This is a genomic window from Paramylibacter ulvae, from assembly GCF_014652655.1.
Taxonomy (GTDB): domain Bacteria; phylum Pseudomonadota; class Alphaproteobacteria; order Rhodobacterales; family Rhodobacteraceae; genus Amylibacter; species Amylibacter ulvae.
In genome coordinates, this window is record NZ_BMZF01000002.1 from 349,511 (window position 1) to 375,579 (window position 26,069).

Genomic DNA, 26,069 nt, shown 5'->3' on the forward strand with positions numbered 1-26,069 from the left:
TTGTGTCCGAGGAATTTGCAACAAAGCTAAAAGAAACCGCTCGATTGGTTGAATTGGAATTGGATCGTATCCTGCCAACACCCGACGGTAATCCGCTGGGTGAACCCATGCGCCATGCTGTTTTGAACGGTGGCAAACGATTGCGTGCCTATCTGGTGATGGAAAGTGCCAAAATGTTTGGCGTGGATAATAAAAAGGCGGTCGCGGTCGCGTCGGCAATTGAATGTATGCATGCCTATTCATTGGTGCATGATGATTTGCCGTGCATGGATGATGATGATCTGCGCCGTGGGCAACCGACCGTACATGTGAAATGGGATCAGGCCACCGCCGTTTTGGTTGGTGACGCATTACAAACATTCGCATTCGAAATTCTGGGTGGTTTGAACACTAGCGCCGAGGTGCGTGTAACCCTGATGACAACCTTGGCCAAGGCCGCAGGTGCAAATGGTATGGTCTTGGGGCAGGTCCAAGATATCGCCGCTGAAACCGCACGTAAAAAATTGAACCTTGAACAGATTGCCCAATTACAGGCCAACAAAACGGGGGCGTTGATTGAATGGTCCGCCACCGCTGGTGCAATGATCGGGCGCCAATACATTGGCCCGTTGGTCGAATATGCCGCCGCATTGGGGCAGGCGTTTCAAATTGTTGATGATATTTTGGATGTCGAAGGCGACGCAAATACCGCAGGTAAACGTTTGAAAAAAGATGCCGCCGCGGGCAAGGCCACGTTCGTGTCATTGTTGGGGCTGGATGGGGCGAAAGCGCGCGCCGCCGAATTGATCAACACAGCGAATACCGCACTTGCCCCATATGGTGCATCAGCGGATCCGCTGCGTCACGTCGCCCAATTCGTTTTACATCGCGACATGTGATAGTATCCATAAAACCAAAGGTAACCACATGACCGCCACTGGCCCCGATACACCCCTGCTTGATCAGGTAAATACACCCGAAGACATGAAAAAGTTTTCGGATGCACAGCTGCGCCAATTGGCGGACGAATTGCGCCAAGAAACAATTTCAGTCGTGTCGCAAACGGGGGGGCATTTGGGCGCTGGGCTGGGTGTTGTGGAATTGACCACGGCCATTCACGCGGTGTTTGATACGCCCAAGGATCGTTTGATTTGGGACGTCAGCCATCAATGCTATCCCCATAAAATTCTGACAGGTCGGCGTGATCGAATGCTGAGTCTTCGACAGGCTGACGGGTTATCTGGTTTTACAAAACGTAGCGAAAGCGCGTTTGATCCATTTGGCGCGGCGCATAGTTCAACCTCAATTTCCGCAGCACTCGGGTTTGCTGTCGCACGTGATTTGGGCGGCGCGCCCGAACATGGGTTGGGTGATGCAATTGCTGTAATCGGTGATGGGGCACTATCCGCTGGTATGGCGTATGAGGCGATGAACAACGCGGGGCATCTGGGCAAACGTTTGATCGTGATTTTGAACGATAATGAAATGTCGATTGCTCCACCCGTTGGGGCGATGTCGTCCTATTTGTCAAAACTATACGCTGGTGAACCGTTTCAAGAACTTAAGGCCGCGGCCAAAGGTGCGGTATCGTTATTGCCCCACCCACTCCAAGATGGTGCAAAACGCGCCAAAGATATGTTGAAACATATGACCGTAGGCGGCACGTTGTTTGAACAGCTTGGTTTTTCTTATGTCGGGCCGATTGATGGTCATGACATGGATCAGCTGTTGAATGTTTTGCGCACTGTCAAAGATCGCGCAACGGGGCCGATGTTAATCCACGCAATCACGCAAAAAGGCAAGGGTTATGCCCCTGCCGAAGCATCGGATGATAAATATCACGGTGTTGCCAAATTTGATGTGATTTCTGGCAAACAGAAAAAAACACCATCGAATGCGCCAAGCTACACCAAAGTGTTCGCGCAAAGTTTGATCAAACAGGCGGAACAGGACGACAAGGTTGTTGCTGTCACTGCCGCGATGCCTGATGGCACTGGGCTTGATCTTTTCGCTGAACGGTTCCCTTCGCGCACGTTTGATGTGGGCATTGCCGAACAACATGCGGTAACGTTTTGTGCGGGCATGGCAGCGGGCGGATTGAAACCCGTTTGCGCGCTTTATTCCACATTCCTGCAACGCGGTTACGATCAGGTCGTGCATGATGTGGCGTTGCAACGCTTGCCCGTGCGGTTCGCAATTGATCGCGCTGGATTGGTTGGCGCGGATGGCGCAACCCATGCGGGCAGCTTTGATATCGCGTTCCTTGCGAACCTGCCCGATATGGTGGTGATGGCCGCCGCGGACGAGGCGGAATTGGTGCATATGGTGGCAACATCCCTGTCAATCAATGATCGGCCATCTGCGTTTCGTTTCCCACGCGGTGCTGGTGTTGGTATCGATTTACCTGAAACGGGTGAAGTGTTGGAAATCGGCAAAGGCCGCATTGTGCAATCGGGTGCTCGCGTTGCAATCCTATCGTTTGGTGCGCGCCTGCAAGAGGTGCAAAAAGCCGCTGAAAAATTGGAAACACGCGGGCTTCGCCCAACTATCGCCGATGCGCGTTTTGCCAAACCATTGGATCGCGATTTGATTTTGGATCTGGCCGCAAGCCACGAAGCATTGATCACGATCGAAGAAGGAAGCGTTGGCGGATTCGGCAGCCATGTCATGCAGTTATTGGCGGATGAGGGCGCATTGGATCACGGATTGAAAATCCGTTCCATGGTATTCCCAGATACATTTATTGACCAAGACACGCCTGAAAAAATGTATGCGTCCGCTGGCATGTGCGCCCCAGAGATCGAGTCAAAGGTACTGGAAACGCTGGGCATCAGTCAAATCGCCAAACGCGGTTAATCCCGCGTAAACTGCGCCACTAATTCCACATGAGATGACCAGCGGAATTGATCAACCACTTGTACCCAATCTAATTGGAACCCCGCGCGGCACAATAATTTTGCATCGCGTGAAAACGTGGCGGGGTTACAGGACACAAAGGCCACATGTTTGATGTTGGATTTTGCCAATTCTTGGGTTTGGGATAATGCGCCTGCGCGCGGTGGGTCAATAATTGCCGCGTCGAACTTGCTCAATTCATCTGGTAAGTATGGCCGCGCATATAAATCACGCACCTCTGAAGTTACGGTTTTTAAACCAGTCGCACCACGCCATCCCGCATCAAGTGCTCGGATCATGCTCGCGGATCCTTCGACGGCGTGAACCTCTGCAAATTTCGCCGCGTTCAGTGCGAATGTGCCACAACCAGAAAACAGATCAATCACGCGTTTGGCAGGGCCAACCGCCGATAGTGCCGCATCGACCAGCGTTTTTTCACCGTGGTGCGTGGCCTGTAGAAACGCATCACTTGGGGGGATCACGGCAGCGGTGCCAAATGTTTGCACGGGTGGTGCGGATTGTACCACCACTTCGCCGTTCCACGTGATGCGGGCAAAGCCGTGTTTGTCGGCTATCCCGCCAAGCGCGGCGGATTGTTCAATGTTTAATTCTTTGCCTTCGGTCACATCAATGTCCAACCCGTTTGCGGTGTTGGTTGTGGCAATGCGTAGGGGTGTTTTGCGCGATGCCCCGATCATAACCAATTCTTTCATTCCAACAAATCCCGACATCAAAGCGGGTTCAACCAAATGGCATTCGGTGATTTCGATCAATGTGTCAGTGCCGCGCGCAAAAAAACCGATCATCGCACCCTTTTTCCCACGCCGACCTGTAAATGTTGCACGGCGGCGGCTTGCGGTTGGGGATGTGGCGATAGGGCGAAATATCGGCGATAACCCTTCCAATTCCAGAACGGTTTGAACTTGGTGTTGTTTCCAATTGGCAACGAATGCATCACTGGCATGTTGTAACGCGCAACCGCCACAGGTTTTGAAATGGCGACAGGGTGCTTTGACGCGGGCTTCGACAGGCTCCAATATCCGTGCCTTGGCAATTTCATCGCCACTCACTTCGCCCTCGACCAATTCACCAGGCAGGCTAAATGGAACAAAAATATCCATGCCATGTAGGCTAGAAACTCCGTTCCCTTGGTGACCAAGTTTTTCGATGCGAAGTGTCTGTACCATGTTTAGCCCAATATTAACAAAATTGTTGCAGCCAATAATACCGCCATCACGATGCGAAATACAAACCACGCTTCGTCGGTTTTCAACAACCGCGATAATAAATCACCAGAGTATGTCCAGAATAAACAAACCCCCAGATTGATCCCCGAAAACGCGAGGCCAAGGGTAATCGCCTGATCGATCGGTGTCAGATGCGTAACATATGCCGCACCCGCAATCGCCACTGCCCAAACCTTGGGGTTGACCCATTGGAACAAAACCGCCTGTGAAAACGTAAATGGTTTCACGGATTCTGGGGTGTGGTGTTTGGCGCTACGCAACAACGCAAAGGCCATCCATAAAATCCACCCCGCCGCGATCAGTTTCAGCATAAATTCCAATTGTGGTGCTGCCTGTAGAATTGTTCCCAAACCTAATCCAGTTGCACCGCCGATGATACCAACGCCCAGCACCACACCAAACAGATGGGGCAAGGTTTTTCGCATGCCAAAATTCGCGCCAGATGCGGTCAACATAATGACATTTGGTCCAGGGCTAAACAAACCCAGAAAAATAAAAATGAGCAGTGCGGTCATGATCCAAGCTTTGCTTTGGCGATCAAAACAATGGAAAATACCAACAGCCCCGCCATAGTATATTTGAATATTTTCACCCGTGTATCATTGGTGAGCCAGCGTTGCATCGCGGTGCCAAACAATGTCCAGCCACTTGCCGATGTGAAGCCGACGAACACAAAAACGCTTGCGATTGTAAGCGCGCTAACCAATGCGTTTTGGGGCGCGATGAATTGGCTGGTGATGCTGATCGCCATGACCCAACCCTTGGGATTGATCCATTGAAATGCGGCACTTTGAAAAAATGTGAACGGTTTATCAGCGGATTTGCTCGGGTCGGGTTTGCCAGCGGTTGCAACCTTGTACGCGAACCATAACAGAACAATGATGCCAATCGCGCGCAACCCTTCGCGCAAAACTGCGCTTTGTTGGAATAACGCGCCAAGGCCAAAGGCTATGCAAAACACCATGAACGGAAAACCCAATCCGATGCCAGCGATATGGGGCATGGTTTTCCCAAATCCAAAACGCGCCGCTGAATTGGCAACAAGCGTATTGTTCGGGCCGGGTGTCCAGCCTGCCACCATCGCGATGGTGAACAAGGATACCAATGATTCAAAGCTCATTTAACAATTCCTGTTTGGTCATGGTGAAGCGCGACTGTATCCAACGGCGTTCTAATTTTCGAAGCGCATTGCCCAGCGATTTTCCCTGAAGTTGGTCTGACAGGTCTGTTGATTTAATCGGAAATACGACCTCATTGGCCAAGGCAATGTTTTCACGCAATTTCTTGGGCGGCACAGATTCCAACGACGCGGCAAGGATTAATGCAGCAGAATATGCAAGTGTCGCTCCATAACGATAGGCGGCCGCATGTGGTGGCGGGTTGTTATCCAGCAATTTTATCAAATTGATACGCTGGTTTTCATCCTTGCGTGACAGGCGTAAATCTTGGGCATCACGGGTTAAACATACCAGCCGTGCTATCCAATTTGGTGCAACATCAAATTGCTGTTCCAGATGAATAAGGGGGGCCAAAAATTGATGCTGAGCACCCTTGATGGTTTGCGCCAATACGCCAGATTGCGCCATTGCCGCGACCGCTGGGGCGGGGTTGGGCGCAGATAGCAATTTTGAAACCTCGCCTCCAACACGTTCACGCGACAGGTTTTGCAAACCGTCCAACCCACGCGCACAGGCCGCCAGACCTTCGGCATCAATGCCATTATTGATATCGCCATACCATGCTGTAAATCTAAAAAACCGCAAGATACGTAGGTAATCCTCTGCGATGCGTTGATCGGGGCCATCGATAAAACGCACATGGCGCGCCAGCAAATCGGGCAACCCGTTCAGAGGATCAGTAACTTTGCCACTCTGATCCGCATAAATTGCGTTCATGGTAAAATCACGCCGCCGCGCATCGTCAATAATGTTATCTGCATATGCAACTATTGCGCGCCGCCCATCGGTTGCGATGTCTTTGCGAAATGTCGTGATTTCATAGGCATCGCCACCAATTACGATCGTGACGGTTCCATGATCGATCCCTGTTGGGATCGATTTTATGCCCGCCGCTGTTGCAATTTTCACGACCGCATCAGGATGCGCGTTCGTTGATATATCGATGTCGCTGGCCGGTTCGTTAAGCAGGGCATTACGCACACAGCCGCCGACAAAATACGCCTCGTAACCCGCACCTGTTAACAGGGTCATAACCGTCCGGGTGTTTTGTTGATTCAGCCAATCCGCACTAATATGCATCTGATTTTTCCATCACATGCGCCAGCATTCGTAACATTCGTGCGGTGGCGCCCCATATGTAATACGGGCCATATGGAACCGTGAAATATTTGCGATCCTGCCCGTTCCAACGCCGCCCTTGAATTTGAAAACTGTTAGGATTTAGCAAATGGTTCAGGGGAACTGTAAATATTTCCGCAACTTCACCGACCTCTCGGCGGTATTCAATCGGATCGGTGATGAGCCCCACATAGGGTGTGACCATAAACGCGGTAATGGTTTGGTGTTGGGGTAGCGTGCCCAAAATTTCAACCGAACTGGGTGGCAAACCGATTTCTTCGTTTGCCTCGCGCAGGGCCGCATTTAACGTTGTGCCATCGCTTTTGTCGACCTTTCCACCAGGAAAAGCGATTTGCCCAGGGTGGTGTTTCAGCGCAGATGAGCGTTTGGTCAATATCACCGACCAATGATCATTTTCCCGATGAATGGGAACCAAAACAGCGGCATCGCGCAGTTTTGGGTTTGGCGGGCGCAATTCAGGGTGCAGATCAAAATCCGTGGTCAACGCAATTGGCGCCGCTTTTCCCAAAGCCGCGCGCAATTTCATTTCTGTTTGTTGCAAGTGATCCATTACGCCAAGTTCATGGCGCAGCGTCGCGCCACGCGCAAGCCTGAATCGTTACTTTTTGGTTGCCTCAAAGCCCAAAGTTTCTGGATCCAGCTCGTAATGGGCGCCACAAAACTGGCAATCTGCTGTGACTAACCCGTCATCCGTTGTCATCGTTTTGATGTCTTTTGCGGAGTAAATCGACATCGCTTGCACAACTTTGTCTTCTCCACAGGTGCATCCAAATTTCACGCGTTGGGGATCGAAAACACGTGGTTTTTCTTCGTGAAACAACCGGTGCAACAATGTTGGAGGCGAAACCAATGGCCCCACCAATTCGGTTTCTTCAACAGTATCCAATAAAATATTGATGCGGTTCCAATTGTCAGAAGCATCGTCATCCAGCAAATCGGTCGCTGATGTCAGCCCGTCCTGGCCGCTTGAGTCTTCGTCCGGTTTTGCCATCAGAGGTGATGCATCTGGAATATGTTGCACCATCACACCGCCCGCGCGCCATGCGTTGCCTTCGTCGGCGGTTGTGGATTGCCCAACCGTGATTTCAAATCGTGTTGGCAATTGTTCGGATTGTGCGAAATACGTTTCTGCACATTTCGTCAGCGAACCGCCCGTTAATGGTGTAATACCTTGGAACGGGGCCATATCGGCGCCTTGGTCAATCAAAACCGCAAACATACCCGAACCAATTTTTTCAAATGGTGTTGCGTTGGTTTCATCCAATCGATCTTGGTCAAAACTTGCGTATGCGCGAATTTTCGCAGGTTCACCTTCGGCGCTCGGGCCGTAATAATCGGTGGCGATAATACGAATTGGACCATCGCCGCGAATTTGCAATGACAGTTTCCAACGCAACTTTATTGTCTGCCCGATCAGCGCCGTCAACGTTGCGGCCTCTGCCACCAACGATGCGACTTCCATAGGATAATCATGTTGGCGCAACACATCCTCTAGAACAGAATCCAATCGTGCGATGCGCCCACGAATGTTTGCATCGTCCAATTGAAACGGTAAAACCAGTTCATCCCAGTTTTCAATTTTGTCCATTAAATCCATACGACTCGTCCTTTGGGTTTCGGGTCAGATAGTGGTTCTTTGCCCAAAGCGCAATTCTCTGCTGTGTTTTTCAAGAAAACTTGATATGCGAAAGATATGAGACGTTATGGTGAGCCGAAAATTCCTGGAATTGAATATGTGACCCGCCCGGGTGCATATGGCGTTTTGATCCGTGGTGAAGATGTGTTGCTGACCCATCAGGCAAAACCATTTTCTGAAACCCAATTACCCGGTGGCGGGATTGATCCCGGAGAAACCGCAATACAAGCGTTACATCGCGAGGTGATTGAGGAAACTGGTTGGCGAATTGAAGTGTTTCGCCGTCTTGGTGCGTATCAACGATACACCTATATGCCCGATTATGATATTTGGGCACGCAAGGTATGCCATATTTACCTGTGCCGCCCCAGCCGCCAAATTTGTGAGCCGATTGAACCACATCACAGTTCCATATGGGTCCATCGCGATGATGCGGCACATATGTTGAGCAACGCAGGTGACGCCGATTTTGTACGGCAATTGTTGCGGCGATTTTGAACCCTAGGGTGAACGTGCGGATATCATCCTAAGCTCCGCCTTTGGATTTTTAATCTGATGCGATCGCAACAAAGCATCAAAGCCCGAGACATTGGTAATCATCAACCCCTGTTTGTTTCGTGTTTGACTAATTTTCGAAACGAGCGGTGAAGCATCAAAAACGCACGCGATCTTTTCCAGATCATCTTTGGTTTCAAATATGATCTGGAGTGGTGAATTTTTGGCCGGAACGAGCAAATTGTTCGACGGCGCAATTTGTGCTGTTTGTCCCGATTGAATTGGGAACACTTGGGTAATTTCCCCAAGGTTCTGTTGATGGTAACAGACAATATAACCGCTGATTGACGATCCTGCCATTGCAGTAAATGCGGCGCCGCGGCGAACGGCGAGATTGCTTTGATCCAGGGTTAGATATTTCACGGGGGATGTTTTTTCACCAGTGGTCGTTTTCGTTTCGGGTGAAATTTTCCCAAGCTTTCCAACGCGTGCTTCGGACAGGGTTGGAAACCCTTCGGCGCGTTCCTTTAGGCGTTCAAACAAATCGAAATCGACTTCACCAGTTGCAATTAATTTTTGGTCAGCTTGGAATTTCGACACCGCAATGCGCGTTTTACGATCCAACATGCCAGTATTTTTTCCAGAATAATACCCAACCTGTCGCAGATAATCCTGTACCTGATTCATTAACACTGGCCGGGGTTTTGCGTGAAACCCTGTTTCGTGCAGGTTGGTTCGCTTTTGATGCGTCGTGCGCAAATTGAGACAATCCCAATAGGGAACTTTTGCGTGACGACCCAACAACTCCAGTATGCCCAGTTCGATCAAGTTACGCACAGCCTGTCCTTGGCTTTCGACGCGATTTATCTGAATGGCGACGTCAAAACCAGTGAGTTTGATTAGTCCACTTGCCCCAGAGCCATAGCCGCGCCCCGTCACCACCATCGAATTTGACACAGATGCCCCTGGAATAACGCGCCGTGACGGATAGGCCACAAGATGCAAATCCACAGTAACAACCGACAAGGTTTTGCTGTTCCCACCATTTGATTTTCGCAAATTCCCGCCGTTTATCGTTGGCGGATTAGGGGCGTTCAACAGATCGATTGACCCTGAAAAAGAGTCATCCACAACGGCCTTGTCCAATTGCGAGATTGATCCACGAATATAATATTGGGGATCAAGTGCAAGTTTTTCCACTTTAGATTCATGTGTGCGTATTGAAAGCTGACCAGGGTCTTTTTCCAAGGATTGATCTATGAAAACATATGCTTGGCTTTTCAAATTCATATGGTTGATTGCGTTGACCAACATATCATCGCCGCCAACCCGTATATTCCCAGTGAAATCTGGAATGCCCGTTGATGAAATCAATATAGATCGCCGTTTTGGCACCGCGAACAGCTGGTCCATACACCGCAATGACGTTGAAAACGAAGTGAAGTTTCGCGCAACTGGTGTGTTTGGCTGTGCGATACGTGGTGCGAGCGTGGGCGCAATATTAGCGCAGGCGGATAACGCCACCAAGCCAATTAGCGTAATTGCCCCGCATCGCAGAACCGTTCGCAACACTGATTTCAAGCCAAGCGAATTCATTTTTTATCTCGTGCAAATTCTAACATGATTGCAGATACGTCATCGCCAAAGTTTTCGCCCTGTGCGTGATCCGCCAAATCCCACAAAATGTCGTTCAAAAGCTCGGGTCCATTTGATTGCGCATTGCGCATCAATATCTTTGATAAACCGTCTTCGTCCAATAGGGCCCCATCTGGGTCTTCGCATTCGGTAAGCCCGTCAGAGTGCAATAACAATTTATCATTTGGAACCAAGTGGTGCTGGAATGTTTCGTATATCATCCCGTCAATCATGCCAATTGGTGGGCCACCTGTGCCCAGTAATGTAATGCCGTGGTGTGCATTAAATATCAGCGGATGGGGATGCCCCGCCTGAACCATCGCACATTCACCCGTTCGTAGATTCACATCTGCATAGGCAAGCGTAAAGTAAAGTTCGGTTGACATGTCACGCAGCATAAGTTCGTTTAAATGACGCGCGATTTCCGCAGGGTCTTTGACCAGAAATTCATCCGAATTTGATTTGTAAAAGGCGATGTTTTGCTCTTTGTTAAACGGGCTTAAATATCCAGCCAGCCGAATTGTCAGCAGGGCCGATGAAACACCGTGACCCGATACATCAAGCGAATAAATACCCATGCGATCTTGGTCGATGTTAAAATGCCCAACTAAATCGCCACCAACATGCCCGCTGGATTTAAAGATGTTGGAAATTTCTACGTTGGCGTGTTGGGAATAACTTTCTGGAATCAACGATCGTTGCAGTTTTTCCGCCTCGAGCAAGTCTTTGTTAAGTTCTTCGTAAACACGTTGCAATTCTGCGAGTGCTGCAGTTGTTTTCGCATTTTGGGCGTGAACTTGTTTTTCCATATCAAGCACGCGCCGACCGGCCTGAATACGCGAGCGGAGTTCGGTAGAGTTCACTGGTTTTGACAAAAAATCATCAGCGCCAACATCCAGCCCTTTTGCAATATCATCTTTTTCAGATTTAGAAGTGAGCAAGATAAAATAGCCGTATCGTTCGCGCGGTAACGCCCTAAATTTTTCACAAAAATCCAAGCCCGACATTTCAGGCATCACCCAGTCACTAATCACCAGATCGATTGATTGCCGAGAACAGATTTCGAGAGCGGATTTGCCAGAATCCGCCTCGAAAATTTCAAAACCCCATTTTTTCAGCAATGCAATCACAAGCTTGCGTTGCATCTTGCTCTCATCGACCACCAAAACCCGCGTTAGGGTTTCAGATGCGATTCCAGCGTTCAATTCAGTTGCATTCAATGCCAAGGTCGATTCCACACAATTTCAAATTTTGCCACAGCCTGCGGCGAATGTTTTAATTTTCGATGAAGTTATGAGGGAAACAAACCGTGGAAATGTAACGAAAAATTTAGACATCATCGCCATGGTTTAAAAAATTGAATCACATCGGCAAAAAATGAATCGCACTAAAGAATTTTATTTTTCTGAATACGAAAACCGAAAACCAGATGCCCCGGTTGCCCATAACGCATGGGTGGAATTTTTGTGGCAATCGGTGGCGATTGCAGCATTGATCCTTGGGGGGTGGTATTTGATATGGCGATGGACGATGTCACTCAACTACGATGCCCTATGGTTTTCGATCCCTGTGGTTTGTGCAGAAACCTGTGCGTTTATTGGCATGATTTTGTTTTTCAATAATTTGTGGTCGATCCGCGATGTTACACCACAACCACCACCACAATCACGTGGCGAACTTGTCAGCGATGGGGGTGAACACCCCCTAAGCGTCGATATCTTTATTCCGACATATACTGAAGATCCCGAGCTGACACGGTATTCCATTCAAGATGCAAAAAAGATCACATATCCTTATGAGATCGAGATCAATATCTATGTGCTGGATGATGGTAATCGGGCACAGATGAGAAAAGTGGCGTCACAGGAAAACGTACATTACATCACGCGCGATTCAAATGTCGGGTACAAAGCGGGAAATTTACGCAACGCGTTGGAACATTCTACGGGCGATTTTGTCGTTATTCTTGATTCCGATACGCGCCCCTTTCCGACAATATTGGAAAATACGCTTGGTTATTTCAAAGACAGCGATGTTGCATGGGTGCAAACCCCGCAATGGTTTTATGATATACCAGAGGGGGTTACACTTGATGTTTTGTTGGATCGGCGGTTTGGGCGTGGTGGCAAATGCATTGGTCAATTAGTGCAAAAAGTGGTTGGTTCAATTTCAATTGGTAAGGATCCATTCGTAAGCGACCCAAAGCTGTTTTATGATGTTATCTTGCGTCGTCGCAATCGTGCAAATGCATCGTTTTGCTGTGGAGCTGGTTCAATTCACCGTCGTGATGCCGTAATGGAAGGCGCATTAAAAGCGTACGCACAGCAAATTCAGGCAAATGTGGATGCATACACCTGTCGCGAACCCGACCACGAAAAATGTCGCGCAGTTTCAAACGCGGTGACGCAAGAATTTAGCATCTCTACAGAATTCACCCCATACAAATTTCATGTGTCTGAAGACATTTATACATCAATTGTTTTGCAGTCAGATATAGAACGAAATTGGAAATCAGTGTTGCACCCCCATGTTGAGAGCAAGATGTTGTCGCCCCGCGATATGCACAGTTGGGCAATGCAGCGGTATAAATACGCTGGTGGTACATTGGATATTCTGCGTAATGACAATCCGTTGTTTCGGACGGGTCTGACATTCCAACAAAAACTGATGTATGCGATGACATTTTGGTCGTATTTGGCACCGCTATGGAACTGTATTTTCATTGCGGCTCCATTGATTGCCCTATTCACAGGGATCTCACCGATATCGTCGTATTCTAATGAATTCTTTTTGCACTTGATTCCGTTTTTGGTGGTGCATGAATGCGCCACTGCGTTGGGAACTTGGGGCATTGATAATCGCAAAGGTCGGATGCTTAACCTTGCGTTTTTTTCGTTCAATCTGCGCGCCATGTGGGCGGTAATGTGCGGGCGCGAAATTCAATTTCATGTCACACCAAAACAACGTCGATCAGGGGATTTTTTGTATTTAGTCTGGCCGCAAATATGCGTTGTGGCGCTCACAATGATTGCCATGTGTTGGGCGACAGCAGTGCAAATTATCAATCCAGATCCACGTCAGACAGCCGCGCTTGTTGTGAATGGATTTTGGGCGGCGACGAATGCATATGCGATGACCGTGTTGATTGGTGCCGCATTATGGAAACCGAGCAAGGATTCATTAATCAGAATCGATGTAAAAAACCGTCGTTGGTTTAGGAAGGTATGAAGTGATGTTCGACAACGTCATCAAGGCACGCAGCCATATCGCATTTGTTTTGGGGTTATGTATCGCAGCCGCTATTGCATATTCGGCAGAGACTGGAATTTCCAAAACGCTGCATATCGGTCAGAAAACGATATTGATCGAAACAAGTGATGCCCAAACGGTTTTGGCAAACCCTTCGGTGATAAATGCAAAGGATTTGCAACAGGCCAAGATCGCGTGGCGGTATTTTGAACGCAACACACAGGATACGGGATTGGTTAATGCCGCCGATAATTTTCCATCTACGACGATTTGGGATCAAGCGTCGTATTTGTTGGGGCTCATTGCGGCGCAAAAAATTGGTATCGTTTCCGATGTCGAATTTGATATGCGCATGGCCAGCGCATTAACATCGTTGCGCGCATTACCGCTGTTTGATTCCCGGTTGCCAAACAAAGTGTATGAAACGCGATTTTTAACAATGACGAATTATAAAAACGATCCTGTGTTGCGTGGTGTTGGATGGTCTGCACTTGATGTGGCGCGTATGATTGTTCCCCTGACCACCATTGCACAACATTATCCTCACCATGCGAAAGAAGCGTTAGAAATTTTGCAGGCTTGGGATTTTTCTAAAATGATCAACGACGGCACTTTGTATGGCGCACGTGTCACCGATGACGATGCAACCGAATTTGTGCAAGAAGGGCGGCTTGGCTACGAAGAATACGCAGCTCGCGCCATTTCGTTGTTAGGGTTGGATGCGTTGCGGGCGGCAAAATTTGATGATTATTTACGCTTTGAAAAAGTATCCCAACAAATGATCGCTGTGGATAGTCGTTCTTTTGCGGAATTTGATGCGCATAATTATGTGGTCAGTGAACCCTATATTTTAACAGCACTTGAATTCGGATTTGATAGCGAGAGCAGGGAACTGGCGCATCGCATTTATGTCGCACAGGAAAACCGGTATAAAAACGCTGGAATTTTGACCGCGGTAAGCGAAGATAATATCGATCAAGAGCCGTATTTTTTATATAATACAGTTTTTGCAAATGGTGTGGCGTGGAACACGCTGGCCGAAAATGGTGATCAATTTCAACACCTACGAACGGTAAGCACGAAAGCCGCAATTGGTTGGAACGTGTTATATGATACGCAATATACCAATGCGCTCGTGAAGCATGTCGAACGGACGAAGAATGCTGAAATAGGTTGGTATTCTGGCGTGTACGAAAGCGACGGAACGGTTAATAAAATTGCGACTGCGAACACAAATGCGATCATATTACAGTCGATTTATTACAAAGAATTTGGACCGTTGATCACGCAAGGATTTATGAAACGAGGTGCATCATGATAGACTGGGCGCAAATTCAGCAATTGGAAGAAGATGTTGGTACGGAAGACCTCGCCGAAGTGACAGAAGTCTTTTTAGAAGAAGTTGACGAAGCGATTGATGCGCTGCGCGGGGTTGTCAGTTTGGAAAATTCAGACATGGCATCTGCACTACATTTTTTAAAAGGAAGTGCTGCAAACCTTGGCTTTGTCATATTTGCGAACTTGTGTTCACAGGGTGAACAATTGGCGAATGATGGTGTTGGCGAAACGGTCAATCTTGAAACTATTGTCACAACATATGATCAATCAAAATTGCAATTTATGAACCAAGCGTGCGATCATTGTGGTTTAGATTTCAAATAATCAGAAACCACAGCGATGAATGCGCGTTGCGATTCTGCGTGAACCCAATGGCCAGCGCCATCGATGGTATGGATTTCTGCATTAGGGAAATGTTGGAATAGTGCGCGATGATGTGATGGTAAAATATATGCTGATAATGCGCCGCGAATAAACATGCAGGGCGGTGTAAATTGTGCGTCGATTTCTGGGAACCCTACAATCTGATTCATATTTGTGCCCAGTGCGGCAAGGTTTAGAACCCAACTGTTTTGGCTGTCTTCAATTGAAAGGCTTTGTAATAAAAACGCGCGAACCATTTCCTCTGAAATGTGTTCGGCCATGAATTTATCGGCATCCGAACGTTTGGATACCTTGTCCAATGGAATTGATTGCATCACTTGCACATTTGAAATTTGCGAATGTTCATATGTAACTGGCGCGATATCAACCACGATCAGTTTTTCGATCAGTTTGGGGTTTTGCAGCGCGAGCATCATCGCTGCCTTTCCCCCCATTGAATGCCCAATGATATCCACGGGCGAACCAAGGGTATGAATGACGGTTGCTAAATCATTCGCCATATCAAAATATGTGTGGCTGTCGTTCCAAAAACTGCTGCCATGATTGCGCATATCCACCGTGACAACGCGCCGATCCGCGGACAGACGTTTTGCAATTGCTCGCCAATTTCGGCCAGACCCAAACAGACCGTGCACAATTAACAATGTTGGGTATTCACTGGCTTCGCCAAATTCTTGGTAGTGTAACATGTGCCCTCAGATCAAAAATTGCGCTAATATTTCATCGTCTGTGATGTCTTGGTATGTAAAACCAGCGTCGCCCATGCGTTTGGTGAGTGCATCGAAACCGTCGCTGGAACGCGTTTCGATTCCCAATAAAACGGATCCAAAGTTGCGCGCAGATTTTTTAAGATATTCGAAACGGGCAATGTCGTCATCGGGCCCAAGCAATGACAAAAAATCCTTAAGCGCACCTGGGCGTTGGGGCATGCGCAAAATAAAATATTTTTTCAATCCTTCAAACCGAAGTGCGCGTTCTTTGACATCTGGCAAGCGTTCGAAATCGAAATTCCCACCAGAGGCAATGCAAACCACGCGCTTGCCTTTGATTTGAGTTGTTAGATCCTTCAGCGCATCAATCGCCATCGCACCGGCTGGTTCCAGCACGATGCCTTCGATATTCAGCAATTCAATGATGCTTGTGCAAATACGATCCTCGGGAATGCCAATGACATGCGCGGAATCGATATGCCGCAACAGTTGAAAATTGGCGTCACCTATGCGTGCCACTGCTGCGCCATCAACAAAATTATTGACGCGATCAAGTGTTACTAATTTTCCCGCCTCAAGGGCGGCGTGCAAGCTGCGACCGCCATTGGGTTCTGCGAACCAAAATTCAGTTTTTGCGTTGAGTTCGGAAAAATATTTCACCAATGCCGACGACAAACCGCCACCGCCCACAGGTGTGATGATGATGTCGGGCGGGATCCGACCCAATTGTTCCAACAGTTCAACACCAACGGATGCTTGGCCCTCGATAACATCTACATCGTCATAGGGCGGCAAAAACTTGGCACCTGATTGCGTGGCAAAGTTTTGCGCCGCGACCAAGGTTTCATCAAAATAATCGCCTTCTAGTATGACTTCGATTGCGTCACCGCCGAATACTTTGGTTTTCAAAATCTTTTGTTTGGGTGTTGTGACGGGCATAAAAATTTTACCCTGAACACCAAAATGTTTACACGCGAATGCGACACCCTGTGCATGATTTCCTGCAGATGCGCATGCAAATAATTTCTTGTTGGAATCTGCGGCCAGAGCCTTGCGCATCGCGTTCATTGCACCGCGAATTTTATAGCTTCGCACAGGGGATAGGTCTTCGCGCTTAAGAAATATTTCCGCGCCAAATTTATGCGATAAATACGCATTGTTTTGAAGCGGGGTTTGCGGAAACAGAGCGCGCATCGCAAGCGTGGCCTGTTCTGCGGCTTTGCAAAAATCGTCCATGTCTCTGCTTTTCCCAAACGTCAAACGATTGCAAGCGTTATTTGGCTTTATTTGTCTGACATTGAAATGTAAAAGAGCGACCAAGAAAAGAGCTGGGGAGTGTCTTTATGTGGTTTTTGCGATGTGCACAGAGTGCCGTCTGTGTTGTTTTGTGGTTGGTGATTTCACTCGTACCACTTCATGCACAGCCAGAATTAAACCTTAAAGTCGCGACCGTAGAGCGCAAACCATTTGCGTACAAAGAAAATGGCGAATGGACTGGGTTTTCGATACAGCTTTGGCAACAAATTGCGGAAAATTTGGGTGCAAAAACAGAAATTATCGAAACCACATCGTTTTCAGAGATGCTCCAAATGGTCGAAGAAGCCAAGGTTGATCTTGCTGCTGCAAATATTTCGGTGACCGCTGCACGCGAAGAAGTGATGGATTTTTCACGGCCTATTTTTGATTCTGGATTGTTGGTATTGGCAAAGTCAGATCAAACGCCATCAGTATTGACCGCATTTATGAACCCAGAATTGTGGATATGGTTGGTTGGAGCGATTTTGCTTTTCTTGTTTGCCGGGCTATTGATTGCGATCGCGGAACGTGGACACGAACATTTCAAGGGTCGCGATAAACTGGACACTTGGCGCGAAGGCATCTGGTGGGCAGTAAGCGTTGTAACCAATGCAAGTTTTACAATTTTCACGCCACATTCCAAAATTGGCCGCGGCATATCTTATGCGTTGATTCTTGCTGGTTTGTTTGTCGTGTCCGCGTTTGTTGCCCAAATCACGGCATCACTTACGGTGGAGGGATTGCGGACACAAATTTCTGGCATAAACGATATACGTGATAAACGCGTGGGAACAACACAGGCATCCACATCTTCGCGCTTCTTGACCAATCAAGCGATCAATCATGAAACATTTGTGTCACTGGACGAAATGTTTGATGCGTTGCAAGAAGGCAAAGTTGACGCGTTGGTTCATGATGCACCAATTTTGGCCTATTACGCGAATACGCAGGGAAATGGCGTTTTCCAGACACAGGGTAACGTATTTAATCCTGAAAAATATGGTTTTGCTTTTCCGCAACGATCATCGCAAACCGAACGGGTTAATCAAGAAATCTTGCGCTTAAAAGAGACAGGTGCTTACGGGGCATTGGTGCGCAATTGGTTTGGTGCGGAATATCAATAACGCACGGCTTGCCCATCGCATCGAAACGCAATAAACCGCCAGAAATAGAATCCCTAATCTTTCGGAGCGTTTCGTTATGTCTGCACCCAAAAAAGTTGTTCTTGCCTATTCTGGCGGTCTTGACACATCCATCATTTTGAAATGGCTGCAAACCGAATATGGCTGCGAGGTTGTGACCTTTACTGCCGATTTGGGGCAAGGCGAAGAACTGGAACCAGCGCGCAAAAAAGCAGAGCTTTTGGGGATCAAACCAGAAAACATCCATATCGAAGATGTGCGCGAAGAATTTGTGCGTGATTTCGTATTTCCAATGTTCCGCGCCAATGCGGTTTACGAAGGGCTGTATTTGTTGGGCACATCCATTGCGCGCCCATTGATTTCAAAACGTCTTGTCGAAATTGCTGCGGAATGTGGTGCGGATGCGGTGGCACATGGTGCCACAGGCAAAGGCAACGATCAGGTGCGTTTTGAATTGTCCGCTTATGCGTTGAACCCAGATATCAAGGTGATCGCACCGTGGCGTGAATGGGATTTGTCATCGCGTACAAAATTGTTGGCATTTGCCGAGGAAAATCAAATTCCAATCGCCAAAGACAAACGCGGCGAAGCACCATTTTCCGTTGACGCCAACCTGTTGCACACATCATCAGAGGGCAAAGTATTAGAAGACCCAGCCGTCGAAGCACCCGATTACGTGTACCAACGTACGGTGCACCCAGAAGACGCACCAGAAACACCAGAGTTCGTTGAAATCACATATGCCAAGGGCGACCCCGTGGCATTGAATGGCAAAGATTTGACACCTGCCGAAATGCTGACTGCATTGAACGAGCTGGGCGGCAAACATGGTGTTGGTCGTTTGGATCTGGTTGAGGGCCGTTTTGTTGGTATGAAATCGCGCGGTATTTATGAAACACCGGGTGGTACGATTATGCTGGAAGCGCATCGCGGGATTGAAAGCATCACGCTTGATCGTGGCGCGGCACATCTAAAAGATGAAATCATGCCAAAATACGCCGAGCTGATTTACAACGGTTTTTGGTACAGCCCAGAACGTGAAATGTTGCAAGCACTGATTGATGAGAGCCAAAAATTCGTAAATGGCACCGTGCGTGTGAAACTGTACAAGGGCGCCGTTACCACCGTTGGTCGTTGGTCAGATGACAGCCTGTATTCAGAAGAGCACGTAACATTCGAAGACGACCAAGGTGCGTATGATCAAAAAGACGCTGCCGGTTTCATCAAAATCAACGCGCTTCGTTTGCGTTTGTTGGCAATGCGCAACAAACGTAAAAGCTAAATTTTGAACGCCGCCATGTCCTGATAGTGAGGCATGGCCTGTTCGCAAACCATTGCCAATTCACCATCAAGGGATGGCAATGGTCCTTCGACCCCTGCAAAACCCGTGGAATTATGGACGGCTGGATACCAATGCGGTGCCCATGGTCCGTCGTCTTTGTGCCCACCTTTTGGCCATGACAACATCGCGGTTTCGAATTTTAGGCCAATCGCCGTGCATAATTTGCGCAACATTTTTTCGGGATTTTCGCGGATGTCATAACTGTCGATCACGACTGGCGGTGCGTTTTGTGTATTGTGCAATTGATCGAATAGTTCGCCTTGTTGACGAAACCCAATGTCATCCAAATTCGGGTTTTCGCGTTTCGCCGCATAACTCGCCAAAACACGCGCTGGATGGCGGATGAGAAACACATTGGTCATGTTCGAAATCCAATCGCGATCAAATTTTGGAATCATGTGGTGGCACATGTGTTTTTGATAAAAGACTGATTTTTGATCGGGTATTTCACCCAAACAGCGCGCGGATATTTCATTGGGATCGCGTGGCCAATGTGCCATGATTTCTTCGCCCATCGGGTGCTCTAATCCGGTTTCGTGCAGATAGGCACCGTAATATGGTTCATCCCACACTGCGCAATCCGAGCGTGCGCCAAACGAATATAACATTGCGGTCGAAAGATTTCGTGGCCCGGACCACATCGCAATACGCATGTTGATTTCCCTTAGATCAAATTGACGATCTGCGCCGTCCAAATACTACATTTCCTCACTTCATTGTTAATTGCAAGTGATGTTCATTCGTCGTTGAAAGGTTGTATGAAAAGGGGAGAAATTATGAAAAAACTTTTGTTAACCGCTGTGGTTTTTGCCGCATCAACAATTGGCGCATACGCTGCTGACACCAAGACCGCAGTATTTGCAGGTGGGTGTTTTTGGTGCGTTGAATCCGATTTTGAATCGCTTAAGGGCGTGAAAGAAGTTGTGTCTGGTTACACCGGCGGTAAAAACGCCAACCCGACATATAAAACCATCGGAACGCATTTGGAAGCGGTTCAAATTTTCTATGACCCAAGTGTAGTCAGTTATGAAACATTGGTCGATAAATTTTTCCGATCCGTTGATCCAACCGATGCCGGTGGTCAATTTTGTGATCGCGGCAATAGTTATACAACAGCCATTTTTGCGAACGGGGCATCCGAACGTGCGATTGCGGAAAAGGCAATCGCGGAAATCAATGCATCGGGAAAGCTTTCTAAAAAGGTTGTAACGCCGGTGCGTAACGCATCAAAATTTTATGACGCAGAAGATTACCACCAAGATTATTATAAACAATCAAGCAAGGTTTTGACCCGCTTTGGACGTATTACTAAAGCATCGGCATATAAAAAATATCGTAAGGGCTGTGGGCGCGATGAACGTGTGAAACAGCTTTGGGGTGCGGATGCTGCATTTGTTGGCGGTTAGGTTTCCCCTATCTAACCTAAACAGACGAAAGCCTGCGTTCGCGCAGGCTTTTTGTTTTTAATACACGTTATTTGAAACCACGATGCGCAACGCTTGGATCGCGAAAAACAAAACGATTGGCGTAAAATCAATACCGCCCATCGGGGGTAAGAACCGTCTGATCGGTGCATAGATGGGTTCCAACAGGCGGTTTAAACCATACCAAATTTGCGCAACAATCGGTTGACGTAAATTCAAAACCTGAAAGTTGATTAGAAAGCTCATGATTACATGCGCGATCACAATGAAATAAGCGATGTCGAGTGCCATCAACAAAATTTGGCGAAGGGAGTCCATTATTTTTACCTTTTCGTGTTTGCTTATACCTAATCGCTCTTTTCAAATCCTACAAGGTGTGCGTATGACCCTACGTTCACCTTGATGATTACATTTTGGTGTTCGATAAAACTAAAAAACTGAGGCTCGAAATGTATCCTTTTATCCGCTTTGCCAAAGTAATGGCTGTGGCAAGTTTTCAAAAACCGCTCGCCATTGATGATGTGCACGTCAGCCAACATATTTGTTGGCCTTGGGATTTGGATATTTGGATGGAGATGAATAATGGCATCACGCTCAGCCTGTATGATTTAGGACGCCTTCCATTTGCCAAACGCACAGGATTGATCAAAGCGTTGCGTGAAAACAAATGGGCGCTTGCCATTGCTGGCACCAGCATTCGGTATCGCCGCCGCGTTCATATGTTTCAGCGATATGAAATGCGCACTCGCGTGATTGGTCGCGATGAACGGTTCATCTATCTACAGCAAAGCATGTGGCGGAACGGCGAGGCGACATCGTCTGCTCTTTATCGCAGTGCATTGACGGATAAGAACGGGATCGTTCCAACGCAAAAATTGGCTGACTATTATGATCGATCTGATTGGAACCCAACACTGCCTGACTGGGTTCAAAATTGGATTGAAGCAGAGGGTACACGCATCTGGCCGCCAGAATACTAAACGTCACTATGGCGCGTTTTTTCTTGCTTGCTGGGTGGCAAAATGTTCAATTATTCCAAAACAGGCGAGAAATAAAATAATGACTGATAAATCAAAGAAAATTTGGGGCTGGATGATGTATGATTGGGCCGCACAGCCCTATAATACATTGTTGATTACATTTATTTTTGCCCCCTATTTTACGGGTGCAGTTGTGGGCGATCCTGTTCAAGGTCAAGCGCTCTGGGGCTTGATGATGGGGATCGTTGGGGTTTGTCTGGCGCTTGGTGCGCCGATACTTGGCGCAATTTCAGATCATATCGGGCCACGGCGTCCATGGCTGTTGTTCTTTTCTTTTCTGTATGTTGTTGGCTCTTTTGGTCTGTGGTGGGCGATGCCAAATATGGACAGCGTGACCATGATCCTGATCTTGTTTGGGATCGGCGTTTTGGGCATGGAGTGGTCACAAGTATTCGCCAATTCAATGTTGCCTGAAATGGGTGATGCAGAGGAATTGGGCCGTATTTCTGGCAACGGTTGGGCATGGGGATATGCTGGCGGAATTATCTCGCTGGTCATTATGTTGTTGCTGTTGGCCGAAAACGAAGAAGGTAAAACATTACTTGGCCGCGCGCCGTTATTCGGTTTGGATACGGAAACGCGGCAGGGTACGCGCATGGTCGGCCCATTGACCGCTGTGTGGTACGCTGTATTTATGATCCCGTTTTTCATATGGGTTCCTGATCGGGTGCGTCGCCAAAACGTAACAGGTGGCATCGCCGCAGGGTTAAGCAGCCTGTGGGAAACCATCAAAACACTGCCAAATAACATTAGCCTATCCGCATATCTGGCATCATCAATGTTCTATCGCGATGCATTGGTTGGCGTATTTGCATTTGGCGGAATCTATGCCGAAGGCGTGTTAGGCTGGTCGATTATTCAAATTGGGATTTTCGGAATTGTCGCCGCTTTCGGTGCCATGGTGTTTACATATCTGGGTGGGTTTATCGATAAACGCATCGGGCCAAAACGTACGATTGCGCTTTCAATTGCGGTGCTAATCGCTGTGTGTACTGTGATTATCGCGATTGGCCGCGATTCATTTTTTGGCGTTCCATTGGCCGAAGGTTCAACATTACCTGACAAAGTGTTTATGTTTTGTGGGGCGGTTTTGGGTGGTTTTGGCGGCGTGCTTCAGGCATCATCGCGCCACATGATGGTTCATCAAGCGTCACCCGAACGCATGACCGAGGCATTTGGTTTGTATGGTCTGGCGGGCAAGGCCACGTCGTTTATCGCGCCATCAACAATTGGTTTGGTCACGCATATCACACAAAACCAACGTTTGGGCATGGTGCCCGTGGTGATATTGTTCTTGATTGGTTTGTGTTTGCTGTTTTGGGTAGAGTCAAAAGAAGGATAGTTTCGTGCGAATTGCTGAGATAGTATCAACGATTGTTGTGGCGTTAAGCGTTTGTTTGTCATCACCAGTTGTCGCACAGCCAAAGGCAAATAAATTGCTGGGCGCGAAACGAAGCGCATCCAATCAAACCCCTCAATCCCACGGGTTTTACTCCAATGGTTGCGTCGCGGGGGCGCAACAGCTCGCGCAAACGGGGCCAACTTGGCAAGCCATGCGACTTAGCCGTAATCGCAATTGGGGGCATCCCGATATGATTGCGTATCTGAAACGGGTGTCGGCCAAGGTTGCGAAACTATCCGATTGGAAAGGTTTGTACATTGGCGACATATCACAACCGCGCGGTGGCCCGATGACATCGGGTCATGCATCGCATCAACTAGGGCTGGATGCGGATATTTGGATGTATCCACCCAAACGGTTGAACCTGTCGCGCAATGAACGTGAAAGCCTGTCTTCCATTTCGGTGCGATCTAAAAATCAGCGCAGTGTCAGCAACAATTGGCGGGCAAGCCATATGGAAGTGATGAAAATTGCGGCCAGTGATCCAGCGGTGGATCGTATATTTGTGACCGCGCCCGCCAAAATCTGGATGTGCAATCGCGCCAAAGGAAACAAGGATTGGTTACAGAAAATCCGTCCGTTCTGGGGGCATCACTACCATTTTCATGTGCGTCTGAAATGCCCGAAAGGATCGTCAAACTGTAAAACGCAAACCCCGACGGTTTCACAATTGTCAAAGGGTGGTACGGGATGTGATGAAACGTTGAACTGGTGGGTTACCGATGCGTTAAAACCTGCGAAACCGACAGGTAAAAAACCAGTTAAACGTCGCCATCCGCGTGATTTCACAATGGCGGATTTACCCCAGCAATGCTCAGGCGTTTTGACGTCCAGATGATACGTCTGATTGTTTTGATATTATTCTTGGCGGTACCGTCATTCGCGCAAGACGCGCGTTTGGTGGCATCGATTGGTTTCGATCTGGACGACGCACGATTTGGTGGTTGGTCAGGGCTTTATGTGACCGATGACGGCAAAGGTTTGGTATCAGTTTCGGATCGCGGATACTTGATGACGGGCGATATAATTCGCGGCCCAGAGCGACTGTCCGCTGTCACGGTCAGTTCTATTTCGCGCCTTCGTCAAATTGATGGCAAACCTGTATCAGGGCGCAATTCAAATTCAGAGGGCATGGCGGTTGGTAAAAATGGTGTGTACTATTTTTCCTTCGAAGGGTTTCACCGTGTCCGCGCGCACGCCACATTAAACAGCCGTGCAACGCATATTCCACCGCACCCTGATTTTAAATTCATGCAAAACAACTCGTCGTTGGAAGCGCTGGCAATTGACGATTCAGGTGCGCTTTATACGATGCCTGAACGATCGGGTGTGATCGACAGACCATTTCCCGTTTATCGTTTCAAAAATGGTGAATGGACGATTTTTGGACAACTGCCACGCAGCGGCGAATTTTTGGCCGTGGGTGCAGATGTTGGCCCCGATGGGCGGTTTTATTTATTGGAACGTGCATTTACCTGGCTGGGCGGGTTTTCAACGCGCGTGCGCAGTTTTCGCATTGGCCAAGACGGATTTGAAGATGAACAAACCTTGGTTGAAACTAAACCTGGTGTGCATGATAACCTAGAAGGTATCAGTGTTTGGCGTGATGCGGCACAACGTATCCGCATCACGATGATTGCCGACGATAATTTCCAAATTTTTCAACGCACAGAGTTGGTGGAATATGTCATCGAAGAAGATAATTAATCTTCGTCCCATTCATTCAAAATTTTCATCGCTTGGTCTGCGGTTTCAACAAATTGAAACAGTTCCAAATCATCGGCACCAATGGTTCCTGCATCTGCCAAAACCTCCCAGTTGATGACAGAGCGCCAGAACTCTTCGCCGAATAACAAGATCGGAACGCGTTTCATGCGTTTTGTTTGAATCAATGTCAGCGCTTCGAACAATTCATCGAATGTGCCAAAGCCACCGGGAAATGCGGTAATCGCTTTGGCACGGATAAGAAAGTGAATTTTACGTGTCGCGAAATAGTGGAAATTGAAACACAGCTCTGGTGTGCAATATTCGTTCGGTGCTTGTTCAAATGGCAATACGATGTTCAACGCGATGGATGATCCGCCTGCCTCTGCTGCGCCGCGATTGCCTGCCTCCATCACACCAGGGCCGCCACCTGTGACAATCACGTCATGATGGCCATAACTTTCCATGCTTTTGGTTGTGACAAGACGGGCAAATTTGCGCGCCTCGGCATAATATTTCGACAGGTTTGACAACGTTTCTGTGCGTGCGTTGCTTTTGTTGACGGGGTCAGGAATGCGCGCACCGCCGAACATCACAACGGTGCTTTCGATACCACGTTCTGCCATCACCATTTCAGGTTTCAACATTTCAAGATGCATCCGCATCCCGCGCAATTCATCGCGACATAAAAATTCATCATCTGCGAATGCCAACCGATATGCGGGTGCACGGGTTTGCGCCGTGTCAGCGATTTTTGATGTAATTTCAATATCGGTTTCAGCATTTGGAAATGCTTCTTGTTTACGCGCCATATGATTATTCCTCACCACTAT

The 26,069-nt window shown here is 48.1% G+C and carries 26 protein-coding genes; 13 read left to right on the forward strand and 13 right to left on the reverse strand.

Annotated elements, in window-relative coordinates; all coding sequences use genetic code 11:
- Positions 1-2 precede the first annotated feature (2 nt).
- Positions 3-878 (forward strand): polyprenyl synthetase family protein, encoded by an 876-nt coding sequence (locus IE094_RS06465; protein ID WP_373295856.1) that lies wholly within the window; start codon positions 3-5, stop codon positions 876-878.
- A 28-nt stretch (positions 879-906) separates the two neighbouring features.
- A complete protein-coding gene (dxs, locus tag IE094_RS06470) occupies positions 907-2,835 on the forward strand; it encodes a 1-deoxy-D-xylulose-5-phosphate synthase (RefSeq protein ID WP_189639763.1) in 1,929 nt (642 codons plus the stop codon).
- Here dxs and IE094_RS06475 read toward each other — a convergent pair.
- The 6 genes from IE094_RS06475 to hslO all read right to left on the reverse strand — a co-directional run bounded on the left by IE094_RS06475 (position 2,832) and on the right by hslO (position 8,036).
- Entirely contained in the window at positions 2,832-4,061 is a 1,230-nt protein-coding gene (locus IE094_RS06475; protein ID WP_189639764.1) for a class I SAM-dependent RNA methyltransferase, read from the reverse strand. The two genes, dxs and IE094_RS06475, sit on opposite strands and share 4 nt — an antisense overlap.
- A gap of 2 nt (positions 4,062-4,063) precedes the next feature.
- Complete coding sequence (locus tag IE094_RS06480) at positions 4,064-4,636, reverse strand: LysE family translocator (protein ID WP_189639765.1); 573 nt, start codon at positions 4,634-4,636, stop codon at positions 4,064-4,066.
- The gene (locus IE094_RS06485; RefSeq protein WP_189639766.1) at positions 4,633-5,241 is read right to left on the reverse strand and encodes a LysE family translocator; all 609 of its coding nucleotides are present in this window, start codon (positions 5,239-5,241) and stop codon (positions 4,633-4,635) included. Before IE094_RS06485 ends, IE094_RS06480 begins: the two co-directional genes overlap by 4 nt.
- Positions 5,231-6,331 carry a CCA tRNA nucleotidyltransferase gene (locus IE094_RS06490; protein ID WP_229802109.1) on the reverse strand — a complete coding sequence of 367 codons (1,101 nt, stop codon included), beginning with the start codon at positions 6,329-6,331 and terminating at the stop codon, positions 5,231-5,233. Before IE094_RS06490 ends, IE094_RS06485 begins: the two co-directional genes overlap by 11 nt.
- Before the next feature lie 37 nt (positions 6,332-6,368).
- Positions 6,369-6,965, reverse strand: coding sequence for a CoA pyrophosphatase (locus IE094_RS06495; RefSeq protein ID WP_189639823.1), 597 nt, complete (start codon positions 6,963-6,965; stop codon positions 6,369-6,371).
- A gap of 72 nt (positions 6,966-7,037) precedes the next feature.
- Positions 7,038-8,036 (reverse strand): Hsp33 family molecular chaperone HslO, encoded by a 999-nt coding sequence (gene hslO / locus IE094_RS06500; protein ID WP_189639768.1) that lies wholly within the window; start codon positions 8,034-8,036, stop codon positions 7,038-7,040.
- 96 nt (positions 8,037-8,132) lie between these two features.
- Here hslO and IE094_RS06505 point away from each other — a divergent pair, with 96 nt between their 5' ends.
- A complete protein-coding gene (locus IE094_RS06505; RefSeq protein WP_189639769.1) occupies positions 8,133-8,573 on the forward strand; it encodes an NUDIX hydrolase in 441 nt (146 codons plus the stop codon).
- Positions 8,574-8,576: 3 nt separating this feature from the next.
- Here IE094_RS06505 and IE094_RS06510 read toward each other — a convergent pair whose 3' ends face one another.
- Together IE094_RS06510 and IE094_RS06515 are read right to left on the reverse strand one after the other, a co-directional pair.
- The gene (locus tag IE094_RS06510; protein WP_189639770.1) at positions 8,577-10,166 is read right to left on the reverse strand and encodes a peptidoglycan-binding protein; all 1,590 of its coding nucleotides are present in this window, start codon (positions 10,164-10,166) and stop codon (positions 8,577-8,579) included.
- A complete protein-coding gene (locus tag IE094_RS06515; RefSeq protein WP_229802112.1) occupies positions 10,163-11,431 on the reverse strand; it encodes a PP2C family protein-serine/threonine phosphatase in 1,269 nt (422 codons plus the stop codon). The genes IE094_RS06510 and IE094_RS06515 overlap by 4 nt, the downstream gene beginning before the upstream one ends.
- 151 nt (positions 11,432-11,582) lie before the next feature.
- On the opposite strand from IE094_RS06515, the gene IE094_RS06520 reads away from it, so the two are divergent.
- The 3 genes from IE094_RS06520 to IE094_RS06530 are packed head-to-tail and all read left to right on the forward strand — an operon-like array spanning position 11,583 to position 15,116.
- Positions 11,583-13,433, forward strand: coding sequence for a glycosyltransferase family 2 protein (locus tag IE094_RS06520; RefSeq protein WP_189639771.1), 1,851 nt, complete (start codon positions 11,583-11,585; stop codon positions 13,431-13,433).
- A 4-nt stretch (positions 13,434-13,437) separates the two neighbouring features.
- Positions 13,438-14,772, forward strand: coding sequence for a DUF3131 domain-containing protein (locus tag IE094_RS06525; protein ID WP_189639772.1), 1,335 nt, complete (start codon positions 13,438-13,440; stop codon positions 14,770-14,772).
- The gene (locus IE094_RS06530) at positions 14,769-15,116 is read left to right on the forward strand and encodes an Hpt domain-containing protein (protein ID WP_189639773.1); all 348 of its coding nucleotides are present in this window, start codon (positions 14,769-14,771) and stop codon (positions 15,114-15,116) included. Before IE094_RS06525 ends, IE094_RS06530 begins: the two co-directional genes overlap by 4 nt.
- Here the strand turns inward: IE094_RS06530 and IE094_RS06535 are convergent.
- Positions 15,092-15,865, reverse strand: a complete 774-nt coding sequence (locus IE094_RS06535) for an alpha/beta fold hydrolase (RefSeq protein WP_189639774.1) — start codon at positions 15,863-15,865, stop codon at positions 15,092-15,094. The two genes, IE094_RS06530 and IE094_RS06535, sit on opposite strands and share 25 nt — an antisense overlap.
- Before the next feature lie 6 nt (positions 15,866-15,871).
- A complete protein-coding gene (gene ilvA / locus IE094_RS06540; protein ID WP_189639775.1) occupies positions 15,872-17,122 on the reverse strand; it encodes a threonine ammonia-lyase IlvA in 1,251 nt (416 codons plus the stop codon).
- A 107-nt stretch (positions 17,123-17,229) separates the two neighbouring features.
- Between ilvA and IE094_RS06545 the strand changes: the two genes are divergently transcribed.
- Complete coding sequence (locus IE094_RS06545; protein WP_189639776.1) at positions 17,230-18,306, forward strand: transporter substrate-binding domain-containing protein; 1,077 nt, start codon at positions 17,230-17,232, stop codon at positions 18,304-18,306.
- A 76-nt stretch (positions 18,307-18,382) separates the two neighbouring features.
- The gene (locus IE094_RS06550) at positions 18,383-19,606 is read left to right on the forward strand and encodes an argininosuccinate synthase (RefSeq protein ID WP_189639777.1); all 1,224 of its coding nucleotides are present in this window, start codon (positions 18,383-18,385) and stop codon (positions 19,604-19,606) included.
- On the opposite strand, the gene IE094_RS06555 is transcribed toward IE094_RS06550, so the two are convergent.
- A complete protein-coding gene (locus tag IE094_RS06555; protein ID WP_189639778.1) occupies positions 19,603-20,319 on the reverse strand; it encodes a sulfotransferase-like domain-containing protein in 717 nt (238 codons plus the stop codon). The genes IE094_RS06550 and IE094_RS06555 overlap by 4 nt on opposite strands.
- Positions 20,320-20,442: 123 nt before the next feature.
- Here IE094_RS06555 and msrA point away from each other — a divergent pair, with 123 nt between their 5' ends.
- Positions 20,443-21,072, forward strand: a complete 630-nt coding sequence (gene msrA, locus IE094_RS06560) for a peptide-methionine (S)-S-oxide reductase MsrA (RefSeq protein ID WP_229802115.1) — start codon at positions 20,443-20,445, stop codon at positions 21,070-21,072.
- Between the two features lie 57 nt (positions 21,073-21,129).
- Here the strand turns inward: msrA and IE094_RS06565 are convergent, their stop codons facing one another.
- Entirely contained in the window at positions 21,130-21,408 is a 279-nt protein-coding gene (locus IE094_RS06565; protein ID WP_189639780.1) for a YggT family protein, read from the reverse strand.
- Positions 21,409-21,569: 161 nt separating this feature from the next.
- Between IE094_RS06565 and IE094_RS06570 the strand changes: the two genes are divergently transcribed.
- The 4 genes from IE094_RS06570 to IE094_RS06585 all read left to right on the forward strand — a co-directional run bounded on the left by IE094_RS06570 (position 21,570) and on the right by IE094_RS06585 (position 25,239).
- Complete coding sequence (locus IE094_RS06570; RefSeq protein ID WP_308429203.1) at positions 21,570-22,070, forward strand: acyl-CoA thioesterase; 501 nt, start codon at positions 21,570-21,572, stop codon at positions 22,068-22,070.
- A 79-nt stretch (positions 22,071-22,149) separates the two neighbouring features.
- A complete protein-coding gene (locus IE094_RS06575) occupies positions 22,150-23,472 on the forward strand; it encodes an MFS transporter (RefSeq protein ID WP_189639782.1) in 1,323 nt (440 codons plus the stop codon).
- Between the two features lie 10 nt (positions 23,473-23,482).
- Complete coding sequence (gene mepA, locus IE094_RS06580) at positions 23,483-24,370, forward strand: penicillin-insensitive murein endopeptidase (protein ID WP_373295858.1); 888 nt, start codon at positions 23,483-23,485, stop codon at positions 24,368-24,370.
- Positions 24,367-25,239, forward strand: coding sequence for an esterase-like activity of phytase family protein (locus tag IE094_RS06585; protein ID WP_189639784.1), 873 nt, complete (start codon positions 24,367-24,369; stop codon positions 25,237-25,239). Before mepA ends, IE094_RS06585 begins: the two co-directional genes overlap by 4 nt.
- Here the strand turns inward: IE094_RS06585 and IE094_RS06590 are convergent.
- Positions 25,236-26,048: an LOG family protein gene (locus IE094_RS06590; protein ID WP_189639785.1), complete on the reverse strand. Its 813-nt coding sequence runs from the start codon at positions 26,046-26,048 to the stop codon at positions 25,236-25,238. The genes IE094_RS06585 and IE094_RS06590 overlap by 4 nt on opposite strands.
- Positions 26,049-26,069 lie beyond the last annotated feature (21 nt).

Bases quoted from the DNA above. Each gene is read 5' to 3' on its own strand.
- dxs (WP_189639763.1), top strand. From the start codon at position 907: ATGACCGCCACTGGCCCCGATACACCCCTGCTTGATCAGGTAAATACA.
- IE094_RS06475 (WP_189639764.1), bottom strand. From the start codon at position 4,061: ATGGTACAGACACTTCGCATCGAAAAACTTGGTCACCAAGGGAACGGA.
- IE094_RS06480 (WP_189639765.1), bottom strand. From the start codon at position 4,636: ATGACCGCACTGCTCATTTTTATTTTTCTGGGTTTGTTTAGCCCTGGA.
- IE094_RS06485 (WP_189639766.1), bottom strand. From the start codon at position 5,241: ATGAGCTTTGAATCATTGGTATCCTTGTTCACCATCGCGATGGTGGCA.
- IE094_RS06490 (WP_229802109.1), bottom strand. From the start codon at position 6,331: ATGACCCTGTTAACAGGTGCGGGTTACGAGGCGTATTTTGTCGGCGGC.
- IE094_RS06495 (WP_189639823.1), bottom strand. From the start codon at position 6,965: ATGAAATTGCGCGCGGCTTTGGGAAAAGCGGCGCCAATTGCGTTGACC.
- hslO (WP_189639768.1), bottom strand. From the start codon at position 8,036: ATGGATTTAATGGACAAAATTGAAAACTGGGATGAACTGGTTTTACCG.
- IE094_RS06505 (WP_189639769.1), top strand. From the start codon at position 8,133: ATGAGACGTTATGGTGAGCCGAAAATTCCTGGAATTGAATATGTGACC.
- IE094_RS06510 (WP_189639770.1), bottom strand. From the start codon at position 10,166: ATGAATTCGCTTGGCTTGAAATCAGTGTTGCGAACGGTTCTGCGATGC.
- IE094_RS06520 (WP_189639771.1), top strand. From the start codon at position 11,583: ATGAATCGCACTAAAGAATTTTATTTTTCTGAATACGAAAACCGAAAA.
- IE094_RS06525 (WP_189639772.1), top strand. From the start codon at position 13,438: ATGTTCGACAACGTCATCAAGGCACGCAGCCATATCGCATTTGTTTTG.
- IE094_RS06530 (WP_189639773.1), top strand. From the start codon at position 14,769: ATGATAGACTGGGCGCAAATTCAGCAATTGGAAGAAGATGTTGGTACG.
- IE094_RS06535 (WP_189639774.1), bottom strand. From the start codon at position 15,865: ATGTTACACTACCAAGAATTTGGCGAAGCCAGTGAATACCCAACATTG.
- ilvA (WP_189639775.1), bottom strand. From the start codon at position 17,122: ATGGACGATTTTTGCAAAGCCGCAGAACAGGCCACGCTTGCGATGCGC.
- IE094_RS06545 (WP_189639776.1), top strand. From the start codon at position 17,230: ATGTGGTTTTTGCGATGTGCACAGAGTGCCGTCTGTGTTGTTTTGTGG.
- IE094_RS06550 (WP_189639777.1), top strand. From the start codon at position 18,383: ATGTCTGCACCCAAAAAAGTTGTTCTTGCCTATTCTGGCGGTCTTGAC.
- IE094_RS06555 (WP_189639778.1), bottom strand. From the start codon at position 20,319: ATGCGTATTGCGATGTGGTCCGGGCCACGAAATCTTTCGACCGCAATG.
- msrA (WP_229802115.1), top strand. From the start codon at position 20,443: ATGAAAAAACTTTTGTTAACCGCTGTGGTTTTTGCCGCATCAACAATT.
- IE094_RS06565 (WP_189639780.1), bottom strand. From the start codon at position 21,408: ATGGACTCCCTTCGCCAAATTTTGTTGATGGCACTCGACATCGCTTAT.
- IE094_RS06570 (WP_308429203.1), top strand. From the start codon at position 21,570: ATGGCTGTGGCAAGTTTTCAAAAACCGCTCGCCATTGATGATGTGCAC.
- IE094_RS06575 (WP_189639782.1), top strand. From the start codon at position 22,150: ATGACTGATAAATCAAAGAAAATTTGGGGCTGGATGATGTATGATTGG.
- IE094_RS06585 (WP_189639784.1), top strand. From the start codon at position 24,367: ATGATACGTCTGATTGTTTTGATATTATTCTTGGCGGTACCGTCATTC.
- IE094_RS06590 (WP_189639785.1), bottom strand. From the start codon at position 26,048: ATGGCGCGTAAACAAGAAGCATTTCCAAATGCTGAAACCGATATTGAA.